Here is a 12,263-nt window from a genome sequence, read left to right as displayed (position 1 = left end):
CGACGCGGCCGGGCGGACGACCACCACCTGAGGGCTCAGTCCTCCGGCGGCGGGCCCGGGGCGTCGACCGGGAGGCGGACGGCCAGGAGGGCGCCGGCGGCGACCAGGACCGCCGTGAGCCCGAGGGCGAGCCGGTACGGTCCCGCGCCCGCGCCGTCGCCGAACGCGCCGATGAGGGCCGCGGTGGCGGCGATGCCGAGGGCGCCGCCGAGGGTGCGCAGGATGGTGAACAGGCCCATCGCGCGGCCCATCGCGGGCGGCGGGACGTCGGCGAAGCCGGCGATCTGGACGGTGAGCACGGCGGTGCCCAGCACCAGTCCGACGGCGAACATCAACGCCCGTACGGCCCACGGGTTCTCCGCGAAGCCGAGCGCGGCCAGCACGGCCGCCGCCAGCAGCAGCCCGGGCAGGGCCAGCCGGCGCGGGCCGAGGCGGGGCAGCAGGCGGTCCACCACCTGCGAGGCGGCCATCAGGCCGATGGCTTCCGGGAAGACGCTCAGCCCGGCGTCCAGGGCGGTGGCGCCGCGCGCCGCCTGGTAGAGCAGCGGCAGCACGAACAGGGCGCCCATCAGCCCGGCCGAGGTCAGCAGGGCCAGCCAGCTCGCCGTGCCGAAGGTGCGGTCGGCGAGCAGCCGCAGGTCCACCAGGGGTTCGGCGGTGCGCAGTTGGTGCCGTACGGCGGCGCCCAGCAGGACCAGGCCGAGCAGTCCGCCGAGGGCCACCCCCGGGGAGGTCCAGCCGTGCGCCGGGCCGAAGCCGAGGGCGTAGGTGAGCAGGCCGAGGCCGGGGGTGGCGAGCAGGAAGCCGGTGGTGTCGAAGCGGCCGGCCGGGGGCTCCTGTTCGCCGCGCAGGCCGATCAGCCCGATCAGCCCGATCAGCACGGCGGCCGCGCCGATCGGCACGTTGACCAGGAACAGCCAGTGCCAGGAGAGGTGTTCGGTGAGGAAGCCGCCGAGCGGCGGCCCGAGGGCGGGCATCAGCGCGGTCGGGACGATCAGGATGCGGCCCAGGCCGGCCCGCTCGTGCGGGGCGAAGGCCCGGAACAGCAGGGTCATCCCGACCGGTGTGAGCAGCCCGCCGGCCACGCCCTGGACGGCCCGGGCGGCGGACAGCGTGCCCAGGCCGGGCGCCGCCGCGCAGAGCGCGGAGGCGAGGGTGAAGGCGGCGAGCGAGCCGAGGAAGACCCGCTTGACGCCGTACCGGTCGCCGAGCCAGCCGGCCACCGGCAGTCCGAGGGCGAGGCCGACCAGGAAGGCGGTCTCCACGGCGTTCGCCGCCGAGACCGGGCGGCCGAAGTCCTCGGCGATGCTGAACAGCGCCGGGTTGACGATGGTCGAGTCCAGGCCGTTCATGCACATCGCGGCCGTGTAGACGACCACCACCGCGGCGCGCCCCGCGAGCGGGGGGCGCGCCGGGGCCTGGACCGCCGGAGGGGTTGCCGGAGGGGTCACAGCGTGGTCCAGTGCGCGGTGATCCACTCCAGGGCGGCCGGCCGCTCGCAGGGGCCGTGGGCGACGGTCCAGCCGGCCGGGACGGCGGCGAAGGCGGGCCACAGGGAGTGCTGTCCCTCGGCGTTGACGAGCGCGAGGAACTCGCCGTCGACGTCGAAGGGGTTGGCGGGGGCGTCACTCATCGGTGGTCTTCTCCATCGTCGGTCTTCTTGTCGGACTGCTTGTCGAACTGCTTGAGGTGGTCGGCGATCACGCTCGCGATGTGCGCGATCGGCTCGGGCAGGGTCATGTCCTTGTGGGAACAGGCCACGTCGGTGTTGGCGATCCGGCCGGACACGTACGGCGTCCACAGCTCGGGCACCAGGGTGTCGTCGATGGTGTCGACGGTGGCGCGGAAGAACAGCACGTCGCCGTCGAAGCGGCGGTGGTCGTAGCCGCGCACCAGGTGGTTGGTGTTGAGGTAGATCCGGTTGAGCGCGGCCACGGTGCTCTCGTCCAGCCCGGCGAGCGGGCTGCCCTCGCGGCGCAACAGCGCGGTGACGGCGCCGAGTTCGAGCGGCAGGCCGTCGAGGTCCTCCGGTCCGAAGCCGCCCATGGTGAGCAGCGCCTCCAGCGCCTCGGCCTGGTCGGGGACGGGCAGCTCGCGGAAGCCCTCGGCCGGGTAGGCGTCCAGGATGGCGAGCAACTCGACCTCCTGGCCCAGCTCCTGGAGCCGGACGGCCACCGCGTGCGCGATGATCCCGCCAGTGGACCAGCCGAGCAGCCGGTACGGGCCCTCCGGCTGGACCTCGCGCAGCCGGCCGGCGTAGTGCGCGGCCAGCTCCTCCAGCGTTTCCGGCAGCGGGAGTTCGGCGGTGGCGGCACCGACGCCCTGGGCCTGGAGGCCGTAGATCGGCACCTCGCTGGGCAGGTTGCGGATCAGGCCGGTGTAGCACCAGCTGAGGCCGCCGGCCGGGTGGACGGCGAACAGCGGGCGCCGCCGGCCGGGGGCGACGGGCCGCAGCGGCAGCAGCACGTCCAGGGCGTCGGCGCCGGGCGCGCCCGCCGCGAGGGCGGCGTCCAGGGCGGCCACGGTGGACGCCTGGAACAGCGCGCCGATGCCGACCTCCAGTCCGAGCACCTCGCGGATCCGACCGGCGAGCCGCACGACCAGCAGCGAGTGCCCGCCGAGTGCGAAGAAGTCGTCCTCGACGCCGACCGAGGCCACGCCCAGCACCTCGGCGAACAGTTCGCACAGCTGCTGCTCGCGCGGGGTGCGCGGCGGGCGGCCGGCGCCTGCGGCGGGGGCCTCGGGGGCGGGCAGGGCGCGGCGGTCGAGCTTGCCGTTGGCGGTCAGCGGGAGGCGGTCGAGCAGGACGACGGCGGAGGGGACCATGTGGGCGGGCAGTTCGGCGGCGGCGTGGGCGCGCAGCTCGTCCGGGGTGGCGGTGCCGACCGGTCCCACGGCGCCGACCGGCGCGACCGCGTAGCCGACCAGCCGCTTGTCCCCCGGCACGTCCTCCCGCACCACCACGGCGGCGTCGGCGACGGCCGGGTGGGCGGCCAGCACGGCCTCGATCTCGCCGAGTTCGATCCGGAAGCCGCGCAGCTTGACCTGCTGGTCGGCGCGGCCGAAGTACTCCAGGACGCCGTCGGCGCGGCGCCGGGCGAGGTCCCCGGAGCGGTACATCCGGGTGCCGCGCTCGCCGAACAGCGCGGCGTACGGGTCGGCGACGAAGCGGGTGGCGGACAGCTCGGGGCGGCCGAGGTAGCCGCGGGCCAGGCCCGCCCCGGCCACGTACATCTCGCCGGTGACACCGGGCGGGACGGGCTGGAGGTGCTGGTCGAGGACGTAGACCCGCAGGTCGGGGATGTTGACGCCGATGGTGCTGCTGCTCCCGGCGGCGGCGCTCGCCCGGTCCAGGGCGATGTACGAGACGTGCACGGTGGTCTCGGTGATGCCGTACATGTTGACCAGCGTGGGCGCGTCCTCGGCGTGCCGGTCGTACCAGTCGTCCAGCCGGGCGAGTTCGAGCGCCTCGCCGCCGAACACCACGTAGCGCAGGGCGAGTTCGCTGCCGGGGCGGTCCCGGTCGGCGGCGCTGAGCTGGTAGAAGGCGGACGGCGTCTGGTTGAGCACGGTGACCCGCTCGCGGGCGAGCAGGTCCAGGAAGGCCGCCGGGTCGCGGCTGACCAGGTGCGGGACGACGACCAGTCGGCCGCCGTGCAGCAGGGCGCCCCACAGCTCCCAGACCGAGAAGTCGAAGGCGTAGGAGTGGAACAGCGTCCACACGTCCTCGGCGCCGAAGCCGAACCAGTGGTCGGTGGCGCCGAACAGCCGGACCACGTTGCGGTGGGTGACCGGCACGCCCTTGGGCCGGCCGGTGGAGCCGGAGGTGTAGATGACGTACGCGGTGTCCTCGGCGCGCAGCGGGCGGGTGCGCTCGTGCTGCTCCAGCGGGACGGCCGGGAAGGCGGCGGACTCCGGCCCGTCGACCAGGAGTTGCCGCACCTCGTGGGCGGGCAGCCGGGGCGCGGTGGCGCGGTCGGTGAGCAGGGCGGCCGGGGTGGCGTCGGCCAGCATGTAGGCGAGCCGGTCGGCCGGGTAGTCGGGGTCGAGCGGCAGGTAGGCGGCGCCGGACTTGGCCACCGCCAGCAGGGCGACGACGAGTTCGAGCGAGCGCGGCAGGGCGAGCGCGACGATGGTGCCGGGACCGATGCCCTCGGCGGCCAGCAGCCGGGCCAACCGGTCCGCACGGGCGGCGAGTTCGGTGTAGTCGAGCTGCTCGTCCCGGTAGCCCACCGCCACGGCGTGCGGATGGGCGGCGGCGGCCGCCTCGAACAGCTCGGGCAGGGTGGCGTCCGAAGACGTGTCCACCGACGGGCCGTTCCACTCGACCAGGGCGCGCTGCCGCTCCTCCTCGCTGATCAGCGGCAGCAGGCCGATCGGGGTGTCGGGGGCGCTCGCGGCGGCGGTGAGCAGCCGGGTCAGGCGCTCCCCGAGGGCGGCGACGGTGGCGTCGTCGAAGAGGTCGGTGCGGTACTCCAGGAAGCCGCCGATGCCGCCGCCGGGCAGTTCCCCGGCGTTCAGGGTGAGGTCGAACTTGGCGGTGCCGCTGGGGATCGCGGCGATGTCGGCGGTGAGGCCGCCGCCCAGGGCGGTCCGCTCGTCCGGGCGGCTCTGCCAGGCGAGCATCACCTGGAACAGCGGGTGGCGGGCGAGCGAGCGGGCCGGGTTGAGCTCCTCGACCAGGCGGTCGAAGGGCAGTTCGGCGTGCTCGTGCGCGGCGAGCACGGTGCCGCGGACCCGGGCCAGCAGCTCGCGGAAGGTCGGGTCGCCGGAGGTGTCGGTGCGCAGCACCACCGAGTTGACGAAGTAGCCGACCAGTGCGGCGGTCTCCTCGTCCTCCCGGCCGGCCACCGGGGTGCCGACCGGGATGTCGGTGCCGGCGCCGTGCCGGGTGAGCAGGGCGGCGAGCCCGGCCTGGACGGCCATGAAGACGGTGCTGTCGGCGGCCCGGGCGAGCCCGGCCAGGGCGGTGTGCGCCTCGGCGCCGAGCGCGAAGGGCACGGTGGCCCCCTGGTGGCCGGCGACGGCCGGACGGGGGCGGTCGAGCGGGAGCTCCAGCTGGTCGGGCAGTCCGGCGAGCGCGGCGCGCCAGTGCTCCACCTGCCGGACGGCGAGCGGGCTGGGCGCGTCGGCGGTGCCGAGCCGCTCCCGCTGCCAGGCCGCGTGATCGGCGAACTGGACGGCGAGTTCCGGCAGTTCCGGTTCCCGACCGGCGCTCCGGGCGCCGTAGGCGACGGCCAGGTCGCGCAGCAGCGGGGTGGTGGAGGCGCCGTCGCCCGCGATGTGGTGGAGCAGCAGGAGCAGGGTGTGCCGCCCGGGGCCGTCGGTGAACAGGCTCGCGCGCAGCGGCGGTTCGGCGGTCAGGTCGAAGGCGTACCGGACTTCATCGCCCAGCTCTCCGGTGCTCCCGTGAAGTTCGGGCCGGAAATCGGAGAGGATGCGCTGGTACGGCGTGCCGTCCGGCTCCTCCCCGTAGACGGTGCGCAGGACTTCGTGCCGGGCGACGAGGTCGCCGAGCGCGAGGCTGAGGGCGTGCCGGTCGAGCGGGCCGGTGAGGGTGAGCGCCAGCGGGATGTTGTAGGTGGGGCTGGGGCCTTCGAGGCGGTGCAGGAACCAGAGCCCGCGCTGGGCGGGCGAGAGCGGCATCCGCTCGGTGCGCGGCACGGGCACCAGGGCGGGGCGGTGCTCGGGCTCCGCCGGGTCGAACAGGGCGGCCTGGTCGAGCAGTTCGGCGAGGCCGGCCGGGGTCGGCTGCCGGAACACGTCGGCGAAGCCGACCGGGGCGGCGAAGGTCTCGCGCAGCCGGGCGGCCAGGCGGCCGGCGAGCAGCGAGTGGCCGCCGAGGTCGAAGAAGGAGGCCTCCCGGCCGGGTGCCTGCGGCAGGCCGAGGACCTCGGCGAACAGGCCGCAGACCAGTTCCTCCCGGGGCGTGGCCGCCGCGGTGCCCTCGGTGGCCGCGGCGGGCTCGGGCAGGGCCCGGTGGTCGAGCTTGTCGTGGGCGGTGCGCGGCAGTTCGTCCAGCAGCAGCACGGCCGCCGGGACCATGTGCGCGGGCAGCCGGGCGGCGAGCGCGGCGCGCAGCCCGTCCGGGTCGGGCGCGCTGCCGCTCTCCGGGACGGCGTAGCCGAGCAGGCGCTTGCCCTGCGGGCCGGGGCGGGCGATCACCACGGCCTGGGCGACGCCCGGGAGTTCGGCGAGGACGGCGGCGATCTCGCCGGGCTCGATCCGGAAGCCGCGGATCTTCACCTGGTCGTCGGCCCGGCCGAGGAACTCCAGGGTGTTGTCGGGGCGGCGCCGGGCGAGGTCGCCGGTGCGGTACATCCGGCTGCCGGGCGGGCCGAAGGGGTCGGCGAGGAAGCGTTCGGCGGTGAGGTCGGGGCGGCCGAGGTAGCCGCGGGCCAGGCAGGCGCCGGCCACGTACAGCTCGCCGGTGACGCCGTCGGGCGCGGGGCGCAGCGAGCCGTCCAGGACGTAGGCGCGGGAGCCGCGCACCACCCGGCCGCGCGGGGCGCCGTCCGGGCCCGGGGTCCAGGCGTAGGCGTCGACGGTGGTCTCGGTCGGGCCGTAGAGGTCGACCGGGTGCAGGCCGGGGACGGCGGCCAGGCGCTGCCAGAGGGCGGGCGGGGTGGCCTCGCCGCCGACCACGAGGACGGACGGGCGGTGCCGGCCCTCGTCCAGGATGCCTTCGGCGATCAGGACTTCGAGGTAGGAGGGGGTGAGGTCGAGGTAGTCGACGCGCTCGCGGTCGAGGTGGGCGGCGAGCGCGGCCGGGTCGCGGTAGGTGGCGTCGTCCAGCAGGTGGAGCTCGTGGCCGTGGACCATCCAGAGCACCGGGTCCCAGGAGGCGTCGAAGGCGAACGAGGCGCTGTGGGCGACGCGCAGCCGGTCCCGGCCGGCGCGGCGCAGGGCGGGGGCGACGTGGTCCTCGCCGAGGCCGGCGTGCAGGTTGGCCAGCGAGGCGTGGGTGACCACCACCCCCTTGGGGCGGCCGGTGGAGCCCGAGGTGTGCAACACGTAGGCGGGCTGGTCGAGTCGGGGCGCGGGCGGGGCGGTGTCGGGCTCGCCGGCCACGTCCTGCGGGCGGACGACGGGCAGGCCGGCGGGCAGGCCGAGCCCGGCGAGGGCCTCGGCGGTGCCGATCGCGCAGACCGGGCGGGCGTCGGCCAGCACGGCGGCGAGGCGCCGCTCGGGATGGGCGAGGTCGAGGGAGACGCAGGCGCCGCCCGCCTTGAGGACGGCGAGCATCGCCACCAGGGTGTCGGTGCCGCGCGGCAGGGCGATCGCGACCGGTGCGCCGTCCTTGACGCCGAGGGCGGTCAGCCGGTGGGCGAGCCGGTTGGCGGCGGCATCGAGCTGCCGGTAGGTCAGCGCGGCCGCGCCGGAGCGGACGGCGACGGCCTCCGGGGTGCGGGCGGCCTGGGCGGCGAACAGCTCGGGCACGGTCCGCTCGACCGGCGGCTCGGTACGGCCCTCGGTGGCGCGGCGCAGGCCGTCCGGGTCGAGCAGGTCGATCCGGGCGACGGGCGTCCGGGGGTCGGTGAGCAGCAGGTCGGCGAGGGCGTCGAGGTAGCGCAGCAGGCCGTCGCGGTGGGCGGCGAGGGAGGCGGCCCCGTAGCGGGCCGGGTCGGCGTCGATGACCAGGCGCAGCGCGCCGTCCGGGCCGGGCGAGACGTTCAGGGCGAGGTCGTCGACCGGGCCGGCGGCGAGGTTGCGGACGGTGCCGGGCAGGCCGGCCAGGTCGAGGTCGCTCTCGAAGGCCTTGATGTTGACCATCGGGCCGAACAGGGCGCGGCGGTCGCCGGTGCGGCCGAGGTCGCGGCGCAGCTCCTCCAGCGGGTAGCGCTGGTGGCGGCGGACGGCGCGCAGCTCGCGGACCACGGCGCGCACCAGGGCCTCGGCGCTGTCGGCGGGGCGGACGGCGAGGCGCAGCGGGAGCACGTTGGCGGCGGCGACGGGGGTGCGCAGGGCGGCCGGGCCGCGGCGGTTGGCGAGCGGCAGGCCGAGGACGACGTCCTGGGTGCCGGTCAGGCGGTGCAGGTAGCCGGCCGCGGCGGCGAGGAGCAGCTCGGCCCAGGTGGCGCGGACGGCCTCGGCGGCGCGCTCCAGGCGGTCGCGGGTGCCGGCGGGCAGCTCGGCGGTGAGGCGGATCGATGCGCCGGACGCGCCGGCTTCGCGAGACGCGCCAGGCTCGGGGGAAGCGCCGACCTCGGGAGACGCGCCGGGCTCGGGAGACGCGCCGGGCTCGGGGGTGCCCGGGAGGGTGGCCGGGGTGTCGGCGTCGGCCATCCGGGCCGACCAGTGGGCGCGGTCGGCCCCGTACTGCGCGCTCTCGCGGTAGGCGGCCTCCTCGGCGGCGGCCTCGGCGAGTCCGGCGAAGGGGTTCGGCGCGGGTTCGGTGCCGGTGGCGAGGGCGGTGTAGAGGGCGGAGACCCGGTCACCGAGGAGAGTCAACGCGTAGGCGTCGACGGCGAGGTGGTGGATGCGGCGGTACCAGAGCCGGCGGTCCCCGGTGAGCCGGATGAGCGCGTGGGTGAACAGCGGGCCCTCGGCGAGGTCGGCCGGGCGGGCGAGGTCGGCGCGCATCCAGGCCTCGGCCTCGGCGGCCGGGTCTTCGGCGGCGCGCAGGTCCAGGCGGTGCAGCGGCCAGTGGCGGCCGGGGCTCAGCCGCTGGCGGGGCGTGCCGTCCGGGTCGGTGACGACGACGGCGCTCAGCGCCTGGGCCTCCTCCACCGCCTGCCGCAGCGCCTGTTCGAACCGCTCGTCGTCGAGCGGGCCGGTGATCTCGACGGCGTCGCCGGTGTTGTAGACCGGGCTGTCGGGGTCGAGGGCCTGGGCGTACCAGATGGCGGCCTGGGCGGCGAGCAGGGGGACGTCGGCGGCCTGACCGTCGACGGTCCGGCTGTGGGCGGCCCGACTGTCGGCGATCTGGCTGTCGACGGTCTGACTGTCGGCGATCTGGGTTTCGACGGCAGGCATGGGGTGGAGAGCTCCTCGGGGGATCCGGAACGCCTTACTTAGGTTAGCCTAATCTAAGTTCATATGATCTGGTCAACGGCCCCGCAGGGTCGGGCCCCTGACACCCCGGAGACGCCACCCGTGCCCCAGACCGAACCGCTGCCGCAGGGCGCCGAAGCCACCGAACCAACCGGGCCCGCCGAACCCACCGGACCCAGCGCCGCCAAGCGGGCCGTGCGCGAGCGCGTCCTCGCCCTGCGGGCGGAACTCCTCGCGCTCAGCCACCGCATCCACGCCCACCCCGAGACCGCCTTCGAGGAGCACCTGGCCGCCGCCTGGTGCTCCGAACTGCTGCGCGCGCACGGCTACTCGGTCACCGCTCCCGCCCACGGCCTGGCCACCGCCTTCGACGCACGCCTCGGCAGCGGGCCGGTCACCGTCGCACTGGTCTGCGAGTACGACGCCCTGCCCGGACTCGGCCACGCCTGCGGGCACAACCTGATCGCCGCCGCCGGGATCGGCGCGGCGCTCGGGCTCGCCCCGTACGCGGACGAACTCGGGCTCACCGTACGGGTGATCGGCGCGCCGGCCGAGGAGCGCGGAGCGGGCAAGGCCCTGCTGCTGGAGGCCGGGGCGTTCGACGGGGTGGACGCGGCCATGATGGTCCACCCCTGCCCCGTCGAGGTCGCCGACTTCCGCTCCTTCGCCCTCGGCACGCTCTCCGTCCGCTACACCGGGCGCGCCGCCCACCCGAGCCTCGACCCGCACCGGGGGCGCAACGCCGCCGACGCGCTCACCGTCGCCCAGGTCGCGATCGGGCTGCTGCGCCAGCACCTCCCGCCGCAGTGGCGGGTGCACGGCATCACCACGGCGGCCGGCACGGCACCGAACCTGATCCCGGACAGCGCCAGCGCCGAGTACGAGGTCCGGGCCTCGGCGGCCGAGGACCTCGCCGAACTGCGCTCCCGGGTCGAGGACTGCTTCCGCGCCGGGGCGCTCGCCACCGGCTGCGAGGTGGAACTGACCCGACCCGAGCCGGACTACCTGGACATGCGGTCCGACCCCCGGCTGCTGACGCTGTGGCGGGCCAACGCGGCGGCGCTCGGCCGGCCGGAACCGGTCGAGAGCGGGCCCTTCGCCTGTACGGACATGGGGAACGTGTCGCACGCGGTGCCGTCGATCCATCCGGTGCTGGACATCACCGGCGGCGCCTGCGCCCCGCACGAGGCGGCGTTCGCCGAGGCGGCGCTGGGCGCGGAGGCGGAGCGGGCGGTGCTGGACGGCGCGGTGGCGATGGCGTGGACGGCGGCGGACCTGGCGGCGGATCTTGCGGCGGAGTCGGCGGCAGCGACGAACGAATGACGGCCGACAACTTTCAGCGAACAGATAACGAAATCTGTTCGCTGAAAGTTGTCATCTGTCATCTGTTACCCGTCGACCGTCTTCCGTCAGCCGTCGCCCCCCGGCACCCGGATCCCGCTCACCCGCCGAGCAGCACCCCGGGTGCCACCCGCACCGCCGTCACGCCCAACTCCCGCACCAGCGCCCCGACCTCGCCCTCCTGCCACGGGTCGGCGAGCACCACGGCGGCGCCGGTCCGCAGCGGCCACAGGTACTCCCAGAGCGGCAGACCCAGCTGCAGCACCCGGTCGCCCGGCCCGAGCGGGTGGGCCGCCTGGAGCTCGCGCACCCGGCGGTCCGCCTCGGCGTGGGTGAGCCGGACGGCGCTCGGGCGCCCGCCCGGGCCGTACCCGACGCAGAGCAGATGGTGCGGGGTCAGCGCCCGGGGCGGGTCGGTGGGCAGCTCGCCCTCCGTCGCCAGCCCGGCCAGCGCCCCCGGCACCCCCTCCCCCAGCACGCAGACCGGAGCGTTCTCCGCGAGCAGCCGCTCGCGCCGCCCGGGCGTGTCCGACGGGTCCAGCGGAAGGTACGCCGCACCCGACTTCGCCACCGCCAGCAGCGCCGTCACCAGCTCCGCCGGACGGCGGAACGCCGCCAGGCCGACCACCGCACCCGGGCGGGCCCCACGGGCGGCCAGGGCGCGCGCCAGCCGGTTGGCCGAGGCGTTCAACTCCCGGTAGCCGACGGTCTCCCCGCCCGCGAGCACCAGCGCCGGCGCGTCCGGCGTCCGCGCCGCCTGCGCCTCGACCGGCCCCACCGCGGTGGTGGCCGGGTACCGCACCGTCCGGCGCGGCAGCGGAGGCAGTTCGGGCACCTCGGGCAGCACCGCCCCGCGGGCCGCTTCCCGACCCCCGTCCCGAACCGGCTCCCGGAGCGGATCCCGCACCGGGTCCCGCAGCGCCTCGCCCACCCCCGCCGCCATCACGCCGCGCCCAGCAGCTCGGCCCAGGCCTCGATCGCCGGGCGCTCCGCGAGCTGGACGAACGCCACCTCGGCGCCCTCCTCCTGCCAGCGCCCGGCGAGGGTCATCAGCCGGATGGAGTCCAACCCCCAGTCGACCAGGTTCTCGTCCAGCGGGATCTCCGCCGGGTCCTCGCCGAGCAGGTCGGCGACCTCGGCCCGGATCCGCTCCACCGTGAAGCCCGTACCCGTCACTTGCCGCCCACCCCTTCGAGCACGTCGACGCCTGCGGCGTCCAAGCCGGCCGCGGCGTCCAGGCCGGCCGCCGCAGCGGCCGGAGCCATCGCCCCGAGCACGGTCTCCGCCGTAGCGACCATCCCGCAGCGCCCGGCCACCCAGGCCAGCGCACCGCGGTGCTCCGCCGGGCCGAAGTCGGCGACCGCGTCGGCCACCACGAAGGCCTGCACGTCCCGCATCCAGGCGTCGCAGGCGGTCGCCTGCACCCCGATGTGCGCGTACACGCCGGTGATCACCAGCTGGTCCCGCCCCTGCTCGCGCAGCAGCTGCTCCAACTCGGTGCGCACGAAGGCGCTGTACTTCCACTTGGTCAGCACGGTGTCGCCCGGCGCCGGGGCGACGGCGTCGGCGATCGCGGTGGCCCGCGGGTCGGCCGGGATGCCCGGGCCCCAGAAGTCCTGCTGCAGCCCGCGCTCGGCCGGGCTCTGTCCGCCGAGCTGCGCCGAGTACACGACGGGCACGCCGGCGGCGCGCGCGGCCTCCGCCAACGCCTGGACGTTGCCGAGGAGTTCGGGCAGCGGTTCGGCCTCGGCGTCGAAGGCGTCCAGGAAGTGGTTCTGCAGGTCGTGCACCAGCAGGACGGCGCGCGCCGGGTCGACCGTCCAGGCGACCCGGTTGGCGGGCAGTTCCTCGGCGGCGGGCATGGGATAGCGGGGAATGCGGGGCAGGCCCACGGTGGTGTTCCTTAGCTAGATGTGGCGAGGTGGCGA

At 76.1% G+C, this 12,263-nt stretch carries 7 protein-coding genes; 1 reads left to right on the top strand and 6 read right to left on the bottom strand.

Going from position 1 to position 12,263, the window contains the following annotated elements; genetic code table 11:
• Positions 1-35: 35 nt before the first annotated feature.
• The 3 genes from ACFRQN_RS24770 to ACFRQN_RS24760 are packed head-to-tail and all read right to left on the bottom strand — an operon-like array spanning position 36 to position 8,976.
• Entirely contained in the window at positions 36-1,451 is a 1,416-nt protein-coding gene (locus ACFRQN_RS24770; RefSeq protein WP_380742201.1) for a DHA2 family efflux MFS transporter permease subunit, read from the bottom strand.
• Positions 1,448-1,633, bottom strand: coding sequence for an MbtH family protein (locus ACFRQN_RS24765; protein ID WP_380742199.1), 186 nt, complete (start codon positions 1,631-1,633; stop codon positions 1,448-1,450). The genes ACFRQN_RS24770 and ACFRQN_RS24765 overlap by 4 nt, the downstream gene beginning before the upstream one ends.
• Positions 1,630-8,976 (bottom strand): amino acid adenylation domain-containing protein, encoded by a 7,347-nt coding sequence (locus ACFRQN_RS24760; protein ID WP_380742197.1) that lies wholly within the window; start codon positions 8,974-8,976, stop codon positions 1,630-1,632. Before ACFRQN_RS24760 ends, ACFRQN_RS24765 begins: the two co-directional genes overlap by 4 nt.
• Positions 8,977-9,114: 138 nt before the next feature.
• On the opposite strand from ACFRQN_RS24760, the gene ACFRQN_RS24755 reads away from it, so the two are divergent.
• The gene (locus ACFRQN_RS24755) at positions 9,115-10,317 is read left to right on the top strand and encodes an amidohydrolase (protein ID WP_380742206.1); all 1,203 of its coding nucleotides are present in this window, start codon (positions 9,115-9,117) and stop codon (positions 10,315-10,317) included.
• A 118-nt stretch (positions 10,318-10,435) separates the two neighbouring features.
• Here ACFRQN_RS24755 and ACFRQN_RS24750 read toward each other — a convergent pair whose 3' ends face one another.
• From ACFRQN_RS24750 to ACFRQN_RS24740, 3 genes are all read right to left on the bottom strand, one after another.
• Positions 10,436-11,170 carry an AMP-binding protein gene (locus tag ACFRQN_RS24750; RefSeq protein ID WP_380742195.1) on the bottom strand — a complete coding sequence of 245 codons (735 nt, stop codon included), beginning with the start codon at positions 11,168-11,170 and terminating at the stop codon, positions 10,436-10,438.
• 107 nt (positions 11,171-11,277) lie between these two features.
• Positions 11,278-11,511 carry a phosphopantetheine-binding protein gene (locus ACFRQN_RS24745; protein WP_049657883.1) on the bottom strand — a complete coding sequence of 78 codons (234 nt, stop codon included), beginning with the start codon at positions 11,509-11,511 and terminating at the stop codon, positions 11,278-11,280.
• Entirely contained in the window at positions 11,508-12,227 is a 720-nt protein-coding gene (locus ACFRQN_RS24740; protein WP_380742193.1) for an isochorismatase family protein, read from the bottom strand. Before ACFRQN_RS24740 ends, ACFRQN_RS24745 begins: the two co-directional genes overlap by 4 nt.
• Positions 12,228-12,263 lie beyond the last annotated feature (36 nt).

Source organism: Kitasatospora sp. NPDC056800 (assembly GCF_042789775.1).
Taxonomy (GTDB): Bacteria; Actinomycetota; Actinomycetes; order Streptomycetales; family Streptomycetaceae; genus Kitasatospora.
This window is presented reverse-complemented; position numbering and strand designations above follow the sequence as displayed.

Bases quoted from the DNA above. Each gene is read 5' to 3' on its own strand.
- ACFRQN_RS24765 (WP_380742199.1), bottom strand. From the start codon at position 1,633: ATGAGTGACGCCCCCGCCAACCCCTTCGACGTCGACGGCGAGTTCCTC.
- ACFRQN_RS24760 (WP_380742197.1), bottom strand. From the start codon at position 8,976: ATGCCTGCCGTCGAAACCCAGATCGCCGACAGTCAGACCGTCGACAGC.